At 60.2% G+C, this 20174-nt stretch carries 22 protein-coding genes and 1 pseudogene; 12 read left to right on the top strand and 11 right to left on the bottom strand.

The genetic code is table 11. The features are described from left to right. Positions 1 to 42 precede the first annotated feature (42 nt). The 4 genes from N5D53_RS10415 to N5D53_RS10400 are packed head-to-tail and all read right to left on the bottom strand — an operon-like array spanning position 43 to position 6120. Positions 43 to 1269: a hybrid sensor histidine kinase/response regulator gene (locus N5D53_RS10415; RefSeq protein WP_190869468.1), complete on the bottom strand. Its 1227-nt coding sequence runs from the start codon at positions 1267 to 1269 to the stop codon at positions 43 to 45. Further along, complete coding sequence (locus N5D53_RS10410; protein WP_019751057.1) at positions 1263 to 1838, bottom strand: chemotaxis protein CheB; 576 nt, start codon at positions 1836 to 1838, stop codon at positions 1263 to 1265. Before N5D53_RS10410 ends, N5D53_RS10415 begins: the two co-directional genes overlap by 7 nt. Next, positions 1835 to 2656, bottom strand: a complete 822-nt coding sequence (locus N5D53_RS10405; RefSeq protein ID WP_010954591.1) for a protein-glutamate O-methyltransferase CheR — start codon at positions 2654 to 2656, stop codon at positions 1835 to 1837. The genes N5D53_RS10410 and N5D53_RS10405 overlap by 4 nt, the downstream gene beginning before the upstream one ends. Next, a complete protein-coding gene (locus N5D53_RS10400) occupies positions 2653 to 6120 on the bottom strand; it encodes a response regulator (RefSeq protein WP_190869469.1) in 3468 nt (1155 codons plus the stop codon). Before N5D53_RS10400 ends, N5D53_RS10405 begins: the two co-directional genes overlap by 4 nt. A gap of 247 nt (positions 6121 to 6367) precedes the next feature. On the opposite strand from N5D53_RS10400, the gene N5D53_RS10395 reads away from it, so the two are divergent. Next, complete coding sequence (locus N5D53_RS10395; protein WP_010954593.1) at positions 6368 to 6718, top strand: response regulator; 351 nt, start codon at positions 6368 to 6370, stop codon at positions 6716 to 6718. Between the two features lie 69 nt (positions 6719 to 6787). Here N5D53_RS10395 and cobF read toward each other — a convergent pair whose 3' ends face one another. Further along, positions 6788 to 7537: a precorrin-6A synthase (deacetylating) gene (gene cobF, locus N5D53_RS10390; protein WP_190869470.1), complete on the bottom strand. Its 750-nt coding sequence runs from the start codon at positions 7535 to 7537 to the stop codon at positions 6788 to 6790. 67 nt (positions 7538 to 7604) lie between these two features. Beyond that, positions 7605 to 8894 carry an OprD family porin gene (locus N5D53_RS10385; protein ID WP_190869471.1) on the bottom strand — a complete coding sequence of 430 codons (1290 nt, stop codon included), beginning with the start codon at positions 8892 to 8894 and terminating at the stop codon, positions 7605 to 7607. Positions 8895 to 9254: 360 nt separating this feature from the next. On the opposite strand from N5D53_RS10385, the gene N5D53_RS10380 reads away from it, so the two are divergent. The 3 genes from N5D53_RS10380 (at position 9255) to N5D53_RS10370 (ending at position 10706) form a co-directional block, all read left to right on the top strand. Beyond that, positions 9255 to 9614: a histone-like nucleoid-structuring protein, MvaT/MvaU family gene (locus N5D53_RS10380; RefSeq protein WP_010954596.1), complete on the top strand. Its 360-nt coding sequence runs from the start codon at positions 9255 to 9257 to the stop codon at positions 9612 to 9614. Positions 9615 to 9838: 224 nt separating this feature from the next. Further along, positions 9839 to 10366, top strand: coding sequence for a lactoylglutathione lyase (gloA, locus tag N5D53_RS10375; RefSeq protein ID WP_129933636.1), 528 nt, complete (start codon positions 9839 to 9841; stop codon positions 10364 to 10366). Between the two features lie 97 nt (positions 10367 to 10463). After that, the gene (locus N5D53_RS10370) at positions 10464 to 10706 is read left to right on the top strand and encodes a hypothetical protein (protein WP_003256190.1); all 243 of its coding nucleotides are present in this window, start codon (positions 10464 to 10466) and stop codon (positions 10704 to 10706) included. Between the two features lie 62 nt (positions 10707 to 10768). Here the strand turns inward: N5D53_RS10370 and N5D53_RS10365 are convergent, their stop codons facing one another. After that, positions 10769 to 11590, bottom strand: a complete 822-nt coding sequence (locus N5D53_RS10365) for a shikimate 5-dehydrogenase (RefSeq protein ID WP_064493030.1) — start codon at positions 11588 to 11590, stop codon at positions 10769 to 10771. Positions 11591 to 11751: 161 nt separating this feature from the next. Here N5D53_RS10365 and N5D53_RS10360 point away from each other — a divergent pair, with 161 nt between their 5' ends. Beyond that, the gene (locus N5D53_RS10360; protein WP_003256193.1) at positions 11752 to 12105 is read left to right on the top strand and encodes a hypothetical protein; all 354 of its coding nucleotides are present in this window, start codon (positions 11752 to 11754) and stop codon (positions 12103 to 12105) included. Positions 12106 to 12199: 94 nt separating this feature from the next. Then, on the top strand, positions 12200 to 12382 hold the full coding sequence (locus N5D53_RS10355) for a hypothetical protein (protein ID WP_010954600.1): 183 nt from the start codon (positions 12200 to 12202) through the stop codon (positions 12380 to 12382). Positions 12383 to 12472: 90 nt separating this feature from the next. On the opposite strand, the gene N5D53_RS10350 is transcribed toward N5D53_RS10355, so the two are convergent. Then, positions 12473 to 12787 (bottom strand): hypothetical protein, encoded by a 315-nt coding sequence (locus tag N5D53_RS10350; RefSeq protein WP_014590512.1) that lies wholly within the window; start codon positions 12785 to 12787, stop codon positions 12473 to 12475. Between the two features lie 164 nt (positions 12788 to 12951). Here N5D53_RS10350 and N5D53_RS10345 point away from each other — a divergent pair, with 164 nt between their 5' ends. Next, a complete protein-coding gene (locus tag N5D53_RS10345; protein ID WP_104961397.1) occupies positions 12952 to 13776 on the top strand; it encodes a S24 family peptidase in 825 nt (274 codons plus the stop codon). A 38-nt stretch (positions 13777 to 13814) separates the two neighbouring features. Here the strand turns inward: N5D53_RS10345 and N5D53_RS10340 are convergent, their stop codons facing one another. Then, positions 13815 to 14138, bottom strand: a complete 324-nt coding sequence (locus N5D53_RS10340) for a DUF1654 domain-containing protein (RefSeq protein ID WP_049586565.1) — start codon at positions 14136 to 14138, stop codon at positions 13815 to 13817. A gap of 234 nt (positions 14139 to 14372) precedes the next feature. Between N5D53_RS10340 and N5D53_RS10335 the strand changes: the two genes are divergently transcribed. Continuing rightward, positions 14373 to 15047 carry a polysaccharide lyase family 7 protein gene (locus tag N5D53_RS10335; RefSeq protein WP_010954604.1) on the top strand — a complete coding sequence of 225 codons (675 nt, stop codon included), beginning with the start codon at positions 14373 to 14375 and terminating at the stop codon, positions 15045 to 15047. Positions 15048 to 16040: 993 nt separating this feature from the next. Here the strand turns inward: N5D53_RS10335 and N5D53_RS10330 are convergent. After that, positions 16041 to 16691: a TetR/AcrR family transcriptional regulator gene (locus N5D53_RS10330; protein ID WP_129933640.1), complete on the bottom strand. Its 651-nt coding sequence runs from the start codon at positions 16689 to 16691 to the stop codon at positions 16041 to 16043. 111 nt (positions 16692 to 16802) lie between these two features. Between N5D53_RS10330 and N5D53_RS10325 the strand changes: the two genes are divergently transcribed. Both N5D53_RS10325 and N5D53_RS10320 read left to right on the top strand, forming a co-directional pair. Beyond that, the gene (locus tag N5D53_RS10325; protein WP_129933641.1) at positions 16803 to 17696 is read left to right on the top strand and encodes an NAD(P)/FAD-dependent oxidoreductase; all 894 of its coding nucleotides are present in this window, start codon (positions 16803 to 16805) and stop codon (positions 17694 to 17696) included. Positions 17697 to 17717: 21 nt separating this feature from the next. Next, positions 17718 to 18191, top strand: coding sequence for an isoprenylcysteine carboxylmethyltransferase family protein (locus N5D53_RS10320; protein ID WP_129933642.1), 474 nt, complete (start codon positions 17718 to 17720; stop codon positions 18189 to 18191). 159 nt (positions 18192 to 18350) lie between these two features. Here the strand turns inward: N5D53_RS10320 and N5D53_RS10315 are convergent. Then, positions 18351 to 18485: pseudogene (locus N5D53_RS10315) on the bottom strand (DNA polymerase V subunit UmuC); the annotation flags it as partial. Between the two features lie 20 nt (positions 18486 to 18505). On the opposite strand from N5D53_RS10315, the gene N5D53_RS10310 reads away from it, so the two are divergent. Both N5D53_RS10310 and pbpG read left to right on the top strand, forming a co-directional pair. Next, complete coding sequence (locus tag N5D53_RS10310) at positions 18506 to 18838, top strand: tyrosine-type recombinase/integrase (RefSeq protein WP_081273289.1); 333 nt, start codon at positions 18506 to 18508, stop codon at positions 18836 to 18838. Positions 18839 to 19031: 193 nt separating this feature from the next. Further along, on the top strand, positions 19032 to 19958 hold the full coding sequence (gene pbpG, locus N5D53_RS10305; protein WP_104961394.1) for a D-alanyl-D-alanine endopeptidase: 927 nt from the start codon (positions 19032 to 19034) through the stop codon (positions 19956 to 19958). Positions 19959 to 20174: the final 216 nt, after the last annotated feature.

Raw genomic sequence — 20174 nt, 5'->3', positions numbered from 1 at the left:
TAACGCCTTGAAATACTTACAGTTGGCCATCAGACCCCAGGCTTACACAGAGGTTGCCCGCGCCTGGTCGTTTTGTTCTTTGAATGTTGCCAGCGGCAATTGCAGGGTGAATGTGGCACCCTTGCCCTCCTCGCTTTCAACCTGTATCCGGCCACCGTGCGCCTGGACGATCTGCTCGGAGATGTACAGCCCCAAGCCCAGACCTCCGCTGGCCTGCTGGGCAGCGACCCGCTCGAACTGCTGGAAGATCCGCTGCTGGTTGGCGGCGCTGATACCGATACCGTGATCCTGCACCTGCACCCAGGCCATGCCGCCCTGCTCGAACACCCGCACCTGCACCGGATTGCGCTCGCCGTAACGCATTGCATTGGACAACAGGTTGGCCACTACTTGTTCAATCCGGAATTCGTCCCACTCCCCCTCCAGCGCTTCGCAACGCTGCAATTCGATGTGTGTTTCCAGGGCCATGGCCTGCGCCGTGAAGTTTTCCACCAGCCCACGCACCAGTTGGCCCAGGTCAAACAGTTTGGGCCGCAGCGACAGTTTACCGGTCCGGATGCGCGAAACATCGAGCATGTCCTCGACCAACCGGATCAGGCTGTTGATCTGCCGTTCGTCGCGCTCGACCATGGCCTGCAGCTTGTCGACACTGAACGCGTCCAGGTTGCCCCGAGCCAGGTGCATCTTGCGCAACTGGGTTTCCAGGATCAGGCCATTGAGCGGCGTACGCACCTCGTGGGAGACGATCGACATGAAGTCGTCCCGCATGCGCACGGCGTGCTCCAGCTCACACCGTGCCACCTGCAGCTGGCTGAGCAACAGCTCCTGTTCCTGGCGGCTCTGCTCCAGGGCTTCCAGCTGCCGGCCAAGCACCTTGCGCTGGCGGAACAGGTCGACGAACACCGAGACCTTGCTTTTCACCGCCAGGGTGTCGAGCGGCTTGTGCAGAAAGTCCACGGCCCCGCTCTCGTAGCCCTTGAAGGCATAATTCATCTCGCGACCCGCCGCGCTGACGAAGACGATCGGGATGTGCTTGGTCTTGTCGGTACCGCGCATCAGCTCGGCCAGTTCAAAACCGTTCATGCCCGGCATCTGCACATCGAGAATGGCCAGTGCGAACTCGTGCTCGAGCAGCAACGACAAGGCAGCCTCGGCAGACTGTGCCTGGTGCACCTCGCGGTCCTCGCCCTGGATCAGGGCATCGAGCGCCAGCAGGTTTTCCGGCAAGTCGTCGACAATCAGCAGTTTGGCGATGGTGTGGCTTAGCATGCGCTGTATTCCAGGGTCGCGAGCAACTGCCCGATACCGCTCAGAGTAAGAATATGGTCGGGCTGGTGCAGGGCCAGGGCGGCCTCCGGCATCAGGGCAACCTGTGCGTCACGAGGGTCCTGGACAATCGTGCGCCCCCCATTGTTCTTGATGTAGGCAAGGCCCCTGGCGCCGTCTTCGTTGGCGCCGGTAAGCAGCACACCCAGCAGGCTGTCGCCATAGGCATCGGCCGCCGAGATGAACAGGAAGTCGATCGCTGGGCGCGAGAAATGCACCGGTTCTTCCTGGCTCAGCGACAGCGTCAGGTCGCGCTCCACCGACAAGTGGTAACCCGGCCCTGCCACATAGATCTGCCCGCCGCTGATCCTCTCCTTGTCACGTGCCTCGCACACCGGCCGATGCAGCCGCCGCTGCAGCACGCCAGCCAGTTGGCTGTGGCGGTCGTCCGGCAGGTGCAGCACGCAGAGCACCGGTATGGCGAACGCCGATGGCAACGTGCCGAGCACCTGGAACAATGCCGCCACGCCACCGGCCGAGGCGCCGATCACCACTGCGCGTACGCCGCTCATGATTTACGGAAGATCCGTTGGGGCTTGACCAGCGGCTCGAAACGATCGCTGTAGGCCGAAAAATCCACCGACTCCTTGCTACCCAGCACCAGGAAACCGCGGTGGCAGAGCGACTCATGGAACAGGCCCAGCGCCCGATCCTGCAGGTCCTTGTTGAAGTAGATCAGCACATTGCGGCACGACACCAACTGGGTCTCGGAGAACACGCTGTCGGTGGCCAGGCTGTGGTCGGCGAAGGTGACATTGTCGCGCAGGCTGCTGTCCATGATGGCGTTGCCATAGGCGGCGGTGTAGTACTCGGCGAAGTCACGGCGGCCACCGGCCAGGCGGTAGTTTTCCTCGTATTCGCGCATGCTCTGCATCGAGTAGATACCCTGCTTGGCCCTGTCCAGCGAATGCGGGTTGATGTCGGTGGCGTAGATGATGGTGCGTTCAAGCAGCCCTTCCTCACGCAACAGGATGGCCATGGAATACACCTCTTCCCCCGTGCTGCAGCCAGCGATCCAGACCTTGATCGAGGGCCAGGTACGCAGCAGCGGCACCACTTCGTTGCGCACGGCAAGGAAGTGGTCAGGGTCACGGAACATCTCGCTGACCGGGATCGTCAGGTACTGCAGCAACTGCATGAACATGCCCGGGTCGTGCAGGACGCGCTCCTGCAACGCAGACACCGTCAGGCAATCGAACTGACGCAGCGCGTGGAGAATCCGGCGCTTGATCGAAGCGCCGGAATAATTGCGGAAATCGTAGCTGTACTTGAGGTAGATCGCCTCGATCAGCAGTCGGATCTCGATGTCGGTGTTGCGTTCGCTAGTCAAATTCGCTCCAGTTGCGGCAGCCAGACACGGATCAACGAGAACAGGCGGTCCAGGTCGATCGGCTTGGCCAGGTAATCATTGGCACCGGCTTGCAGGCAACGCTGCTGGTCATCCTTCATGGCCTTGGCGGTCACGGCGATGATCGGCAGTTTGCGCCAGCGCGGTTGCTGGCGGATCAGGCGGGTGGCCTCGAAGCCGTCCATCTCCGGCATCATCACGTCCATCAGCACCAGGTCGATGTCGTCGTGCTGCTCCAGGCGCTCGATGGCTTCGCGCCCGTTGCGGCCGATTTCGACAATGGCGCCCTTGTGCTCCAGGGCGCTGGTCAGGGCGAAGATATTACGCACATCGTCGTCCACCAGCAGCACCTTGCGGCCCTCGAACACCTTGTCGCGGCTGCGCGCGGTCTTGAGCATGCGCTGACGCTCGTTGGACAGCTGCGATTCGACCTTGTGCAGGAACAGCGTCACTTCGTCCAGCAGGCGCTCCGGCGATCGTGCGCCCTTGATGATGATCGAGCGTGAGTACTTGAGCAGGTCAGCTTCTTCCTCGCGGGTGAGGTTGCGGCCGGTATACACGATCACCGGCGGGAAGGCGCGGATATCCTCGGCGGTCATGCGCTTGAGCAGCTCGTTGCCGAGCATGTCTGGCAGCTTGAGGTCGATGATCATGCAGTCGTAGATGTTCTGGCGCAACAGCGCCAGTGCATCCTGGGCCATGGCGACGGCCGTGATCTCGACATCGTCGTCGCCGATCAGCCGGGCGATGCTCTCGCGCTGCAGGTCGTCGTCTTCCACCAGCAGGATGTGCTTGAGCTTTTGCGTGAGCTTGGCTTCCAGGCGAGCGAACACCTCCTTGAGCTCCTCGCGGCTGGTGGGTTTGACCGCATACCCCACCGCCCCCATGTGCATGGCCGCCTCGACGCGGTCTTCCACCGAAATGATGTGCACCGGGATATGGCGGGTGCTGGCCTGCTCCTTGAGGCGCTGCAGGACGGTCAGGCCCGAGTGGTCGGGCAGGCGCATGTCCAGCAGGATCGCATCCGGAATGTACTGGGCTGCCAGCTCGAAGCCTTCGTCGGCGCCATGGGCCACCAGGCAGCTATAGCCCAGCTCATGGGCCAGGTCGAAGAGGATGCGGGCAAAGTTGGGCTCGTCTTCGATCACCAGAATGCAGCGGGTATCGAAAGGGGCCCGCTCGCGGTCGTCGGCAAAGGCCGGCGCCGGGCGCGTGACAGCGGCGGCCAGCGGCGCTTGCGGTGCAGGCGGCAACGCATCGACGGCCGGGCGCAGGCTTTGCGGTTCGACGTCTTCGGCCTCGGCGGCATAGCGCTCCGGCAGAATCAGGCTGAACACGCTGCCTTGCCCGGGGCTGCTGTCGACATTGATCTGGCCTCCGAGCAAATGCGCCAGGTCACGGGAGATCGACAGACCCAGGCCAGTGCCACCATAACGGCGATTGCTGGTGCCATCGACCTGGTGGAAGGCGCCGAAGATCGCCTGCTGCTGATCGGCCGCAATGCCGATGCCGGTGTCACCGACTGCGAACACGATACCGCTGTCAGCCTGGAAGCTGACGTTCATGCTGACCTGGCCACGCTCGGTGAACTTGATGGCGTTGGACAACAGGTTCTTGAGGATCTGCTCCAGGCGCTGACGGTCGGTGAACAGCGTGACCGGTACCTGCGGCTCGACCTTGACCTCGAAGGCCAGCCCCTTGTGACCGGCAAGCGGCTGGAACATGCCGCGCAAGCCTTCGACCAGGCGCTCGACCTGGGTGGTTTCGGGCCGTACTTCAAGCTTGCCGGCCTCGACCTTGGCGATATCGAGAATGTCGTTGATCAGGTTGAGCAGATCGTTGCCGGCCGAGTAGATGGATTCGGCGAACTTGACCTGCTCCTCGCTGAGGTTGCCTTCAGCGTTTTCTGCCAACAGCTTGGCCAGAATCAGCGAGCTGTTGAGCGGCGTGCGCAGCTCATGGGACATGTTGGCGAGGAATTCGGACTTGTACTTGCTCGATCGCTGCAGGTCGTCGGCACGGGCCTGCAGCTCCAGCTGCGCCTGGCTCAGCTCATCGTTCTTGCGGTCCAGCGCTTCGGTGCGTTCCGACAACTGCTCATTGGTCTGCTCGAGTTCGGCCTGCTGGGTTTCCAGATGGGCCTGAGACTCCTTGAGCACCCGTGACTGCTCTTCGAGCTCTTCGTTGGCAGTCTTGAGCTCTTCCTGCTGCACCTGCAGCTCTTCATTGAGTTGCTGGGTTTCGGCCAGCACTTCCTGCAGGCGCTGACGATAACGTGCACTCTCGATGGACATACCCAGGTTGCCGCCGACCCGCTCCAGCAGCTCTTCATCCCGTTCTTGCAAGGGGCGCAGGAAACCCAGCTCGATCACCCCGTTGATCTGCCCGTCTTCAGTCGCCGGCATCAGCAGTGCGCTGCGCGGCAAGCCGCTGCCCAGGCCGGAACTGAGGCGATAGAAATCTTCGGGCAGTTCCTCCAGGCGCAGCAAGCGGCCTTCGCGGACCGCCTGGGCCAACAGGCCATGGTGGTCCGACTCGATCTGCTCGCGGGCCTGCTCTTCGGTACTCAGGCCATAACAGGCCACGCGCACCAGCCGGCCATGCTCGTCGCGCACGTACACGGCGCCCACCACGCTGCCCAGATAAGAGGCAAAGAAGCGCAGGATGTTCTCGCCAAGCATGGGCAAGGTCAGCTGCCCGAGCACCTGCTGCGCCAGCTGGGTCTGGCCGTTGCGTAGCCAGGCCTGGTGCTCCAGGCGCTGTGCCGAGCGTTGCTGGGCTTGCAGGTTTTCAGCGTAGTTGGCCGAAAGTGCCAGCAGGTCACGACGGCCCAGGTAGGCCAGCAATGCACTGAGGCCGACAATGAACAGCACGAACGCCGAAATCGCCGTCACGGTGACGGTACTGACTTTTTCGTTACGGGCCATGCGCAATTGTTGTTCGGTAATGATCAGGTCATCGAACTCCTTGCGGATTTCATCGGTGATGCGCTTGCCCCGGCCATTGCCGATCGAGGCCTGGTAATCGCCCTGGCTGCGGCGCAGGCTGATCATCTCGTTACCGAAGTCGTTCCAGGCCTGCTGCAAGGCCATCAGCCGGTCAATACGGTCAACCTGCTGCGGGTTGTCCTCGACCATGCTGCGCAGGCTTTGCAGGCTGCCGAGAATACGTGGCTTGGCCACCTCGTAGGGGTCGAGGAAGCGCTCGTCGCCCGTGATCAGGAAGCCGCGCATGCCCGTTTCCATGTCGATCGACAGCTTGACCGCTTCGTTGGCATTGCCGATCACCCGATCGGTGTGCTCGACCCACTGCATGGCCGAAAGCAGGTAATTGATCACCGCAACGAAGGCCACGGCCCCCAGCAGGCCAACCCCCAGGGGGAGGCCGATGTTGCGGCTCAACAGCTTGCGAAAGCTTCGCTGGTCCATCGAGGCTGCTTGAATCATGAGAAAACGCCCGAGCTAGAAAAGTCCATTGAAAAGAGTGGCCGATCCGTCGTTGTTGTTATCTGCCACTGCCTGTCCTGATATGCGAGTCTAACCAGCTTTGACGGGTCTGGCAGGGCATTGAGCCAGTATTTGAAGGTAGCGTTCGGCAATCGTTCCATCTATTTGCATGGAGCGGTATCCTCGGGAACTTCTGATGCCGCGCGGTACACAGATTAAAGACACTCATTTGTACAGGATTTGAACCATGCACCTTCTGGTAGTCGAAGACGACGACATCGTACGCATGCTGATGGTCGAAGTGCTCGACGACTTGGGCTACAAGGTCATCGAGGCAGAAGACGCCACAGCCGCCCTGCGTGTACTTGAAGACCCCAGCCAGGCACTGGCACTGATGATGACCGACGTGGGCCTACCGGACATGCGAGGTGAGGAGCTGGCGGGAAAAGCGCGCGAACTGCGGCCACTGTTACCGGTGCTGTTCGCCAGCGGCTACGCCGACAGTTTCAATGTGCCGGAGGGCATGCACCTGATCGGCAAGCCGTTCAGCATCGACCAGTTGCGGGACACGGTGGTGGGTATTCTGGGTACCCCTTGAGCACGGCGGCGCCTGTTTCGCTCGTAGGCGCGGGCTTGCCCGCGAAGAGGCCGACACAGGCAACCCGCCTCACAGCTCTCTGCGCAGCAGATAGGTATCCATGATCCACCCCTTGCGCGCCCGCTCCCGCTCGCGCACTTCCAGTATCTGCGCCTTCACCGCCTGCAACGGCCCGGCAATCAGCACTTCATCCTCGGTCCCCAGGTACGCGCCCCAGTAGATGGTCAACGCCGGGTCATCGAGCCCGGCAAAGGCGCACTGCCCGTCGAGCATCACCACCACATTGTCGACAGCCCCCTGCTCGGCCAGGCGTCGCCCCGGCAGCACGGTCAGGGGCTCGCCGATGCGGTTGAGCGGCACCTGGTGCCGCGCCGCCAGCGCCTGCACACTGCTGATGCCAGGGATGACCTGCAAGCGCAGCCTCACACCTTGTTCGCGGACCAGGTCAAGTATGCGCAGGGTGCTGTCGTAGAGGGTGGGCTCGCCCCACAGCAGGAAGGCACCTGTTTCACCGTCGCCAATTTCCTCCTCGATCAGGCGCGCATACAGCGCAGCACGCTGCCGGTGCCAGTTCTGCACCGCGCCCAGGTAGTCTTGCGCCTGCGCATCGCGCAACGGGTCGACCACCGGCACCAGGCGATAACCACCTTCGGGGCGATAGCGCTGCAGAATGGCCTTGCGCAGGCGCACCAGTTCATCTTTGTCGTCGCCCTTGTCGAGCACGAAGAACACGCTGGCACTGCGCAGCGCATCGACCGCTTCATAGGTGACCTGGCGCGGGTCACCCGCGCCGATACCGATCAACAACAGGTCTTTCATTGCCCTGCCCTTTGCGGGAACCCGCCACCATTGTCAGGCGGTTACCGGTATTTGGCAAAGCAGCTGCTTAGAAGATCGAGAAGTTGTAGCTGACAATGACCCGCGTCTCATCCATGTCACGCGCCCACCGTTCATAGTTGCTGCGGTAAGTGGAATTACGCAGGCGTACGCTGACATCCTTGAAGGTGCCACTTTGCACCTGGTATTTAAACTCGGTGTCGCGTTCCCACTCCTTGCCTTCGACACTGCTACCCGGCACCTTGATATTGTCGCCGTTGATATAACGGGTGAAGAAGGTCAGGCCGGGTACACCCAGCGCCTTGAAGTCGTAGTCATAGCGCACTTGCCATGAGCGCTCCTGTGCAGCGGCAAAATCATTGACCTGGGCGTAGTTGACCAAGTACGGGTTGCTGCCATCCAGGTACGGCATGGTACTGTTGCCATACATGCGCTGCCAGCCGGCGCTGAGCTTGTGGCCACCGAGGCTGTAGCCAAGCATGCCGCTGAAGGCGCGATGGTCGATATCGCCCGCACGGGCATTGCCGATGTCATCACTCTTGATCAGGCGCATGTCAGCCGACAGGCTGCCCACCGACAGCGGCTGACTGGCCATCAGGCCGAGGAAGTGCTGGCGGTAGATATTCTCCAGCTTGGCCACTTGGTACTGCGCGCTGAAACGCTCGTTGAAACGGTAGTCGACACCGGCCAGGTCGAAGTGGTCGGCTTCTGTATCGCAGGCATAACGCTTGTTCTTGCAGTGCACGCGGATGTCCTGGCGGTCGGTGGAATCCCGAGCGGTGTATTTGTCCAGGCGAGCCAGGGTGAACTTCAGGTCGTGCAGTTCTTCAGAGGTGAGCATGGCCCCATGGAACAGAGTCGGCAGCAGACGGCCATCGTTGTACTTGAGCAACGGCACATCCGGCATCATCGAACCGTACTTGAGCACGGTATTGGACACCTTGACCTTGGCCGCCAGGCCCATCTTCGCATACTGGTCGGCCGAGTGCCGGGGGTCGTGGCCAGACGAGGGCAGCAATCCACTGTTGCTGTCAGCCGGGCTGGAATCCAGTTTGAAGCCGAACATGCCCAGGGCATCCACACCAACACCTACCGGGCCTTGCGTATAACCCGATTGCACATTGAGGATAAAGCCTTGTGCCCACTCTTCGCGCTTGGATGCGCCCTGGCTGGAACTGCTGTAACCGTCCCGGAAGTCGCGGTTGAAATAGACATTGCGTGCTTCGATCTTGGCACTGGCGTCTTCAAGAAACCCGGCAGCCTGGGCGTTGACACCGGCACACAATAGAAACAGGCCGGTAACACGGCGCCCAGGGGCGAGGGGAAAAGGGGAAAACATGCGAGGAAACATCCAGAATGAAGACGAGTTAACAACCTGTGGCACGTGTTGGCCAGGGTACTGCGGCAGGTCCGAACATGAGTCGGCCATCATCTGAAATGATCGCGCAAAGTCTCTGGCGCGGGCCATTGGACCATGGTCTAGGCCCCCTGTCGTGCAACCGCAGAAAAACGCAAAATACCGTGCGCAAAACTAGGAAAGTTCCCGCCTTACTTGCAAAAAGTTAGCAGTTTACCCAGTAGCCATGAATGACTACACTCGATATCAGCGAACAGTGAAACCCAACTGCGTGGCCGGCGTTTTTACGCGTCTTCAATGTTCGTCACGACCTGCCACGACCGACGTACAGGAGTGATTACAGTGTCCAGACTTGCAGAGTTTCGTGCTGCCGAAAAAGCGCTCCAGGAACAGATGGCACAACTGGAAGCGTTGAAAAAGGATGCCGGCCTCAAACGCGAAATCGAATTCGAGCAGAAACTAGTCGGCCTGATGAAAAGCTATGACAAGAGCCTGCGCGATATCATCGCCATCCTCGACCCGAAGGCTGTGGCCCGCGCGTCCAGCACACCCCCCAAGCAACAACGCCGCCCGCGGGTGGTCAAGGTCTATCAGAACCCGCACACCGGCGAACGCATCGAGACCAAAGGCGGCAACCACCGTGGCCTCAAGGCCTGGAAAGAACAGTATGGGGCCGCCACGGTAGAAAGCTGGGTACGCTGATGAAATGCCCACATAGGCTTCACACTTTTTTCACAAGGACTGGCTCAGTATCGAAACAGCTAAAGGACTAGCGACCCCATCACGCGCCCGCACATGCGGGCCTCTAATTTCAGCGCCCTGCCTTTGCAGGGCGCTTTCATTTGCGCAATCGGCGCACTGCCGTATCATGGCCAGCCTGTCTGTTTTGCCGGCGCCCTGCGCCCGGCCCCGTCTCAGGAGTTCCCATGAGCCTGCACGATCTGCAAACCCTGCCTGGCGTCACCGCGCAACCTGACGCCGCCACCGCCCAGTTCGTCTTCAACCACACCATGCTGCGGGTCAAGGACATCGAGAAGTCGCTGGACTTCTACACCCGCGTGCTGGGCTTCCGCCTGGTGGACAAGCGTGACTTCCCTGAAGCCGCTTTCAGCCTGTACTTCCTGGCCCTGGTCGACCCTGCCCAGATCCCCGCTGATGACAACGCCCGCCACCAGTGGATGAAGTCGATCCCTGGCGTGCTGGAGCTGACCCACAACCATGGCACCGAAAACGATGCCGATTTCGCCTACCACAATGGCAACACCGACCCACGCGGCTTTGGCCACATCTGCATTTCGGTACCCGACGTCCGCGCCGCTTGCGCGCGCTTCGAGGAACTGGAAGTGCCGTTCCAGAAACGCCTGCAGGACGGCCGCATGAACCATCTGGCCTTCGTCAAGGACCCGGACGGTTATTGGATCGAAGTGATCCAGCCAACCGAGCTCGAAGGCTAAGCGTTCGTCGCGGCGCGCTCGTCAGGCCGGGAACTCCCGGCCTCTTGCTGTGGTATATGAAGGTAACTGCTTCACATACCACAGCGAGGTAAGGACGATGCAATCTCTTCACTGTGAATACCGCGAGCACACCATCACTGCCAGCGTGATGCCCCATCCCGACTCACCCCTGCCCTATGCCGCCGGCTGCCTGATCACGGCACCTGACGGGCACACCAGCAAGCGTATGTCGATGCCCATGCAATTCTTCTCCGACCTTGAAAATGCGCAGCGTGTGTCGCTGGCCCATGGCCGCGCACTGGTCGACAAACAGCTGGATAACGGGCACGAGGTGTTCTGATCAATCCGGTTTTCGCCTGTACCCCCCTTCGCCGCCGGAGCTGCGAAGGGGGGTAGTATTAACTAGGTAGCTCGCGCGTATGCCACCGCCGCATCCACCTGCTCCTGCGTCGGCCTTACCCCGGTGTACAACACGAACTGTTCCAGCGCCTGCAGCGCAATGACCTCCAGCCCAGTGATCACTGGCTTGCCCAACGCCTGAGCCCGGCGAATCAACGGCGTCTGCACCGGCATCGCCACCACATCGAACACCCGTTCCGCCGCCGCGATGGCGTGCTCGGGAAACGCCAGCTCTTCTGCCTCCAGCCCGCCTGCCATACCGATCGGCGTGACGTTCACCAGCATGGGGGGGCAGATGTCACCTGTCTCAGGCACCCAGCGATAACCACAGACATCCGCCAACTGACGCCCGGCCTGCTCGTTGCGTGCAACGATGATGCCTTCGGCAAACCCGGCATCGCGCAAGGCGCTGGCCACGGCCTTGGCCATGCCCCCGCTGCCTCGCAGGGCAAAGGCCGTGCCCGGATCGACCTGATGCTGAGCCAGCAATTGGCGCACGGCAAGGTAATCGGTGTTGTAAGCCTTGAGGTGGCCATTGCAATTGACAAGGGTATTGACCGACTCGATGGCCGCCGCCGAGGGATCGATTTCGTCGACCAAGGCCATGCAGGCTTCCTTGTACGGCATCGACACCCCGCAGCCGCGAATACCCAAGGCGCGGATCCCTGCCACCGCCGCCGGCAGGTCATCGGTGCGCATGGCCTTGTAGTAGAAGTCCAGGCCCAACTGCTGGTACAGGTGGTTGTGAAAGCGCACGCCGAACGTGCCGGGGCGACCGGCCAGAGAGATGCAAAGCACGGTGTCCCGGCTGGGAGTTGTCGGCATAACAGGCTCCTTGGTCATGACTGAAACGTTTATTCAGCGTAACAGAGTCAGCCACTGGTCGTCCCTTACACAACCTTTACCGTTCCCCTGTGCTCAGCTGACAGAGACCGGAGTCATAGTAACAGGGCCCCGGACGTGGGGTTTTCCTGCGAGGTTGTTTTATGAACCGTCTCATTCCCGGAATCGTCCTGCTGGTCGGTGCCCTGGCCATCAGCGGGCCTGCAGCAGCTCACGGCGGCTATGGCGGCCATGGGCACGGTGGTTGGTATGGGCCGGGGCCCCTGCTGGGTGCGGCAGTGGTCGGCGCCGTGGTGGGGGCGACGGTTTATGGCGGCCATGACCGTACGGTGTATGTCGAGCGCCAGCCGGTCTATTACGCGCCGCCGCCGGTGTACGTACAACCGCCTCCACAGCCGGTGTACTACCAGCCCTACTACGCGCCTCCCCCGCCGCCACCGGGCTACCGCACCTATTATGGGCCGCCACCGGTGTATTACGGGCCACCGCGCTGGTAAAGGTTGACAGGACCAATGATCACTATCGAGGAAGTTGATTTCAAACAGATCCGGCTGCTGCGTATGGTAGAGCCATGTTTTAAAGGAGGTCCCCATGGCCACTATCCAGATCATGTCCGTTGTCGGTAGCGCCGTTCCCGCCTCACTGCGTGAGCAGGGCCTGCTGGCGTGCTGGTACCTGGTTCGCAACGGCGAAGCCGTGAGCGGCCCGATGCCGACCCGCGCCTCAGCCCAGGCACTGGCCGAACAGTTGCAACCAGGCACTTTGGTTGCCTGAACCGAATTTGTTGTGCGTTGCTCCCTACGCCCTTGTTGCCCGCCAATTTGGCGGGCTTTTTTTTCTTCACGGATTGCCCGGGCTGCCACCTCATGTTTGCCCGCTACTGCCCAGCTTACTGGTCAGCACCATGACCTTGCCTTGCAGCCGGCCTACGGTCATCACCAGCTCGTTTCGCTCCTTGGTGAGCAGATCAGCTTTTGCCTGCGCCTCCCTTCGAGCATCCCGTTCGATGTCCAGCAGCTCTGTCAGGTGGCGGATGACGGCAATTTCTGCGGTGTCCATCGCACGGTCGACTGCATCCCTCGACAACCATTTACGCAGCCACAGAAACGCACCCAGCAATACAGTCCCCGTACCGCCCAGCCAAGTGACGGTACCCGGGCCGAGGTCGGTCGGATCCATGTGAACCTCATTACAGATGATGATGTGATCAGCCCTGAAGAAAAATGTCTCGTCGGCTTTCCTTGTTTGCGCGCTTAATTTAGCCTACAGCTAACAACACGACAAGAGCAGATTTAGCCATGCGCACATTTAGCAGCAAGCTAAACACTGGCATGCTTCACCCCATGGACATCTACCAAATTCGCAAGCACAACCTGGTGAAACTGATCGGCAGCCAGAGAAAGGGGACCTGCGCAGAGCGCTGGGGGATGGCGCCTGCCCACCTGAGCCAGATCCTTTCCGACAAGACCGTGAAAAACCTGGGCGATGACGTGGCCCGTCGCATCGAGGGCATCGAAGGCTTGCCACGGGGCTGGTTCGACGCGCTGTCGCCAGGCGAAAACATGCAAGCGGCTGTCGAGCCAGGTGACAACAAGCTCTCTGCAGCCGACCTGGTCAAACAGATGCTTGCCCGAAGCGGCAAAGGTATCTCCGAAGAAACCCGGCAAAGGCTGCTGGCAGCGGCGCAAGAGCCTGCAGATGCCACGCTGCTGGAAGCCGAGCCGCTTCGCCCCGGCCTGGTCGGTGACGAAGTGTGGATCGCCCACTATGACGTGCGGGCAGCCATGGGCGGCGGCCAGATCCCCCACGACTACCCCGAGATGTTCAAGGACGTTCGCGTCAGCCCCAGCCACCTGCGCGAACTGGGCGTAACGTTCAGCGAGCACCATCACCTGAAGATGGTGACCGGCTGGGGCCAGTCGATGGAGCCGACCATCAGGCACCGCGACCCGCTGATCGTCGACGTCAGCATCCGCGAATTCGTCGGCGATGGTATCTACTTCTTTTCCTGGGGCGACCACATCTACATCAAGCGGCTACAGATCGCGGACGAGGACCACTTCGAGATGATCTCCGACAACTCGCGGCACAAAGACCGCATGATTCGTCGGGAAGAGACCTACATACAGGCCAGGGTCCTGCTGGTGTGGAATGCCCACCTTGTATAAACCGAAGCCCGCCCTTACCAGCGGGCTTTTGCTGAAGCTCAGAACGGTGCAGCCTCCTCGACCTGAGCCTCGCAGTCGCGCTCGACGATAAAATCATCACGCTCTTCCACGCTACTGCGCGCCCATCGCACCGTCACGCTAGCGTCATCATTGAACGTCAGCTGCAACTCGGGCATTTCCAGCAGCTGGCCCATCACCTCCTCCCATTCCGCTTCACCGTCGCTATCCAGACGGTGCACCACTACCCAGCGCTGCGTCTGTGCGAGCGGGTGGTTGATCATTGACGATACCCGCAGGCTAAGCCGCTCTATTCCGGTCATTTCCTGGCGCTGATGGGGTTCCGACTTCATGTGGCTTGCCATATTCTCATCCTGATAGCTGTATATTCGTACAGTGCTCAGCAAAAGCTTATCTCACCGCCAAATCCTGCGTAAAGCCCCCCACTGAGGAAAATTTCGCCAGTAGGTAATTTCCCGTGAAGCGAAATTAATTTAGCCACAAGCTATTGACCATGATTTAGCTTGAGGCTAATTTTGTGTTCAGCCGTCGCTTGTACGGCGGCTATGCCACTCAAACCTTTTCGCCAGGAGTTCCCCATGGCCGTAGATATCAGCCACCTCACCATCGCCACGCCGGTAGCCGTCTCCTCAACCAACCCCGTTGCTCTGGAGCTGAACGGTGCTGAAGCGATTGCCCGCTTTCCCAGCATCGTGACGGTGCTCAGCGATGGCTCGATCCAGTTCTCAGCCCCAACCAAAGGGGCTTCGAGCAAAAGCACCCACAGGACACGCTGCGAATGGACGGAAACGCAAGACTGGACGCTGGCCAGCGCCCAGGATCACTGGAATCGCCAGACAATGACGCTGACCAAGGTCAACTCGGCGCAGAAGGTAGTCATCGCCCAGATGCACGTACGCGGGGACGACGGCCCGCCGGTAAAGGTGTTCTGGAACAAGGGCAACATTACCCTGGGGTTTCGGCGCACCTTCAACCAGACCGACCCGGTGAATTCCACAGTCCTGAAGGGGGTGCCACTGGGTGCGACGTTCAACATCAGCATTCACACCACGTCTGAAGGCGTGGTAACCGTGACGGCCGAATGCAACGGGGTATCCGCTTCGTCGGGCGATTTGCAGCTCGACAGTACCTGGGCTTCACGCCTGTTCGAGTTCCACGGCGGGGTCTACAACCAGGTCGACTACACCGACGCAACGCCCGCCGAGGACGGCTCGATCTGCATCATCAGCGAGCTCTCGCTCATCCATCGCTGAACGTCGATGCCCAGCCCTGCTATCACAAGCCCTCATGGCGTCTCATGAATGCAAAAAGCCCAGCGCGGGGCTGGGCTTCTATCAGCTGGGCTGAACAGTACTTCCGCCAGCCTTTACACACTGTACTGGCAGTTACTCCAGTGGGCGCTTGTGATAACTATAACGCTCGGCATTGGATGCCCGCGATGGGTCCGGCGGGCCTGGTCTCTGCCTGCCTCGAAAGGGCCGATTATGTGCGGAATCGTCGCGATCCCCGGGCTGCTCCCTTTTACCTTCCGAGTCTTGACTGCCTGGCGGACCATTGTTTTCAGCCGGCCTGATAGCCTGCTGATCACAATCCATTCCATCCCTATCTATGGTCATACGCACCTCTCAATGCTCAGAAGCTCTGAGCTACATCAAGTGTGCGCTTACCCTGTCCAGAAAGGTTTTATATCAGATCACCGGACACGGGCGAGAACCTCAATACCGAGACCTTTCGCTGAACTGCATCCCACTCAAAGACATAGCCATTGGTACAAAAATTGGTACGCGCCGGCTGTACGTCCATCCAGCACATCCCGGCAATGCAGCAGTAGCGTGGGAATCTAGCCTCAGACCGCACCGCAAGCGGCCTGAGCATCTGGCCTGTCTAATAGGGTTCAGCCAGTTTCAGCGACTTTGGCCCAATAAAACCGAGACGCTTTCGGGCGGTTTTAGACAGCTTTATTCCCCCATCCAGGCGCTCAGCCAACCAAGATCCATCCTGGGTCGTCAGCTACAGCCACCTCCCACAGTCCGCTGTCGACCCAAAGCGGTCTCTCGCTAAGGACAGCAAACGGTCAATAGCAGCCAGCAGCTTGAAGGAGTCTCCGAGTCTATGGTCGATTCAGGCTGCGATGCTGAGCACTTGCGTCAGTACTGCGTAGTTATCGGACGCAGCCTGTGATTCCGCTGCGAACCCTGAAGCGCAAAACCAAGCCAAGGCCAAGCTGCCCTGGGGCAATTAAATGCTTATCCACTTGCGCGGTCGCTGCGACCGTGCGCGGCTATGAACATGGCGACGGCCGACCGGCAGTAGGATTCAATTTCGTTTTCGTCCTCTGCTCTCGCCTGATCGAAGCGGGCGATCATCAGTAGATCGGACCCTTTGAAGAGCGCGGCAAACAAGCGGGCGGCTTGGAGAGGATCGGGCACGTTGAGAAGCGCCTTCGCGTGAAGTTGGCGCAAAAGGGTCTCGATGTCGGCGATGACATGAGCGGCGCCGGCTTCGTAGTGACGCTTGCTCAAGGCGCTTTGACTCGTTTTATCGGCCATGACCATGGCTTCGATACTTCTGACGTCTGGTCTCAACAGCGTGCGCAGCAGTGATGTTCCCACCGTCATAAGCTGGTCTTCGACGGAACCTTCGGCACCTTCAAGCAGGGCCTGTGGTGCAAACGACTGCTGGCAACCAGCCGTGATGGCTGCGCTGAACAGCGCCTCCTTGTTCTCGAAGCGCCTATAGATGCTGAGCTTGGATATCTTCGCCCGCTGGGCGACCTTGTCCAACGTCGTCGCTTGAAAACCCAATTCCACAAAAAGTTCGCTCGCGGCGTTGAGTATCGTTTGGGCAAGCGCCTCGTTGGTGGGCCGGCCGCGCCGGCCCTGTATGGTCTCAGACATGATATTAGTACTTTGCAGTATCTTTATTTAAGGTATACGATACCATTCGGTATCTTAAATTTGCAATTCAAAGGCTAGGTTTCAACCTGCCCTCCAGCGGAGCCCATCACCATGAATGACGTCATCATCATCGGCGGAAGTTTTGCCGGTCTCGCCGCCGCTTTACAGCTCGGCCGTGCCCGTCGCAAGGTCATGGTTCTCGATACCGGCTGCCCGCGTAACCGTTTTGCCGGCCATTCACATGGTCTGCTTGGTCACGATCACACACCGCCGCTGGAAATCTTGGCCGCGGCGCGGCAGCAGTTAGCGCGCTATCCAACGGTCAGGCTGGTCAATGCCCGGGCGGAGAAAATTTCTGGCGTAATCGACGATTTCTGCGTTGTCACTGACGATCACGAAAGCCTCAAGGCCCGCCGCGTAATCCTAAGCTATGGCGTCGCAGATCAGATGCCTGATGTTCCAGGCTTTGCCGAGAGCTGGGGCACGTCCATCGTCCCCTGCCCCTATTGCGACGGCTTTGAAGTCGCCGGGCAACATTGGGGCCTCGTGTGGTCCGGCCCGCAATCTCACAACCAGGTCAGGCTGTTCCTCGATTGGACCGACAGGTTGACTGTCTTTGCCGATGGTCACGACATTGCGCCTGATATCCAGGCCGATCTGGCTCACCGCAACATATCTGTCATCGACGGGCGGATCGTCGAGATCGCCCATCACCAAGGGCATATCGCTACTGTCAATCTCGACACTGGCTCCACTGTTGCGGTCGACATCCTGTTTGCTCATCCGCGCAACAAGCCATCCGCAAACCTGCATGAATCGCTGGGCCTCGCCACGATGGATACGCCAACCGGCGTCGTCCTCAAGGTCGACGAACGCCGCCAAACCAGCACACCCGGCATCTACGCCGCCGGCGATCTCACCACGCCCATATTGCCCTCGGTCACCCAGGCATCATCGCAGGGCGCGATGGCGGGTATTTTTGCCCAGCAGTCGATGCTGGCTTGAGCGCTTAGAGAGGAAATGAACATGGCCGTCGAACCGGACAGCGCGGGGGTGCGCTTACCTCCGCCCTTCATCTATCTAGGAGCGTTGCTGTTGGGGCTGGCGGCGGATCGGCTCGTCGCCCTGAGCTACTTCGGCATCGACCGGTGGTTGCTGGTCGCGACGGGCGCGCTGCTGTTCGCTGCCGGCGCGGTGATGATGCTTGCGGCGGCGGGGCTGTTCCGGCGTCTGGGCACCAACATTCCGCCGTCGCGACCAACGACCCTCATCGCAACGACCGGCCCTTATCGGTGGACCCGCAATCCCATGTATCTCGGCATGGCGCTTGTCTATGCCGGCATTGCGGTCGGCTTCGACGGAGCAATCGCCTTGGCTTTGCTTCCATTGGTGCTGATTGTGATCCAGAAACAGGTAATCGCCCGCGAGGAGCGCTATCTCGAATCCAAGTTCGGCGACGACTACCGCCGCTACAAGGCCGAGGTTCGCCGCTGGCTCTGACTATTCCGCAACTGCTGCCTGCGGGATTTTCTGATAACCAACACCGACTTTCTTTCCACGGCTACTGAATGGGCCCTGATTTCGTAGATAATCAAGGGCCACTTTTGGCCGTTAGCTGTCCTTTTTTAAAGGCAGATGTAGGTCGAATGCAGCCACTCATTGCTTGAGCGCAAACAAGTCCTCTGCCAACTCACCGGGTTGCCGCAAGTCCATCAGCAGCACCTCTGCCTTGCTGTACCGAAAACCGGGCCTGAAGATACGGTCGACCGCCTCTGAGGCAAATCGGGTCATCAGCAGCGTGTCGCAGGGTGGGTATGCGCACAGGCGAGATTATGTCGCTGCGCTGGGATGAGGTCGACGTCGAGAAAAAGACGGCTCACATCTGCCGGATCGTGGTTGAAAAGCAGGCAGTCGAGCGGACCAAGACGAAATACACCCGCACCGTAATGTTGAACAGCCGGGCTCTTGGCGCACTGGCAAGGGCCAGAGAGATCGCGCAATACCGCTCGAAGCAGAAGCGCCGCGTCTCGACGGAGTCGCCATTCATCTTCCAACCTTCTGGCTCGTCACCACGAATCCAGCGTTCATTGCTGGGCAGCTTGGGCGCTCGGTGCAGGTGCTTCTCTCGACCTACGCCAAGTGGTTGAATTCTGCCAACGATTGGACGGAACTGGCGAAGCTGGAAAAGAACGTAATGGGTACAGGATTAAATATCGTTCACCTTGCGCCCTTTAGTCATAAGGCATTCGACAGCAATTCAGCCATACTCCAAAATGCAACGGTTTTAGGGGGAAAACCCTTGCACAGCCAACGACATACCAACTTTTAGTGAGCCTCAACGTGAAAACTTCCCTGTCTATCCTCAGCCTGCTGCTGTTGCTCACAGGTACCGCGACCCTTCCGTCGACTGCTGCTGCACAACCCCCGGCCCAGGTTCAACGTGACCCATCCAAACTGCATCTGGCTTCAGGCAGCGCTCTGCTGATCGACCTGAACAGCAACAAGGAGCTGTATTCAAGCCATGCCGACCGCGTGGTGCCGATTGCTTCGGTGACCAAACTGATGACGGCGATGGTGGTGCTGGATGCCAAGCTGCCCATGGATGAAATGCTCACCATGACCATTGCCAACAACCCGGAAATGAAAGGCGTGTACTCGCGCGTGCGCCTGGGCAGCCAACTAGACCGCCGCGAAACCCTGCTGATTACCCTGATGTCGTCGGAAAACCGTGCGGCCAACAGCCTGGCCAACGCCTACCCCGGCGGCTATCCGGCGTTCATCAAGGCAATGAATGCCAAAGCCCGCAGCCTGGGAATGGCCCATACCCGCTATGTTGAGCCGACCGGCCTGTCGACGCAGAACGTATCCACTGCCCGCGACCTGGCCAAGCTGCTGATGGCCTCGCGCAAGTACCCCATGCTGAGCGAGCTGTCGACCACCCGCGAAAAGACCGTCGCCTTCCGCAAGCCCAACTACACCCTGGGCTTCCGTAACACCGACCACCTGGTGAACAAAAGCAACTGGGATATCAAGCTGACCAAGACCGGCTTTACCAACGAGGCCGGGCACTGCCTGGTACTGCTGACCCGCATGGACAACCGCCCGGTGGCCATGGTCATTCTCGATGCCTTTGGCAAGTACACCCACTTCGCCGATGCCAGCCGCATGCGTCAATGGCTGGAAACCGGTAGCGCCAAGCCGGCACCGGCGGTGGCCATGCAATACAAGGCCGACCGGCAGAACAAGGGGCGGTTGGCGGCCGAATGACCGCCATATCCTGAAACGTGCGGGCTTGTTGGCGAAACAGACAACGCGGTGGATAGCACGGGCTTCGCCCGTGTTCGCGAGGAAACCCGCGCCTACGACGGCCTGCGCCCAATCACCAATGTGTATCCACCCCCAATCAGGTGTAGGAGCGGGTTTACCCGCGAATACGGTCGCGGCGGCAACGGTGAACGGCGGGGGGAAATTGGCCAGCAGGGC

The sequence above is a fragment of the Pseudomonas sp. GD03862 genome, assembly GCF_029840855.1.
Lineage (GTDB): Bacteria > Pseudomonadota > Gammaproteobacteria > Pseudomonadales > Pseudomonadaceae > Aquipseudomonas > Aquipseudomonas alloputida.
The sequence above is the reverse complement of the archived record's forward strand: the minus strand, read 5'-3'. Positions and strand labels throughout refer to the sequence as shown.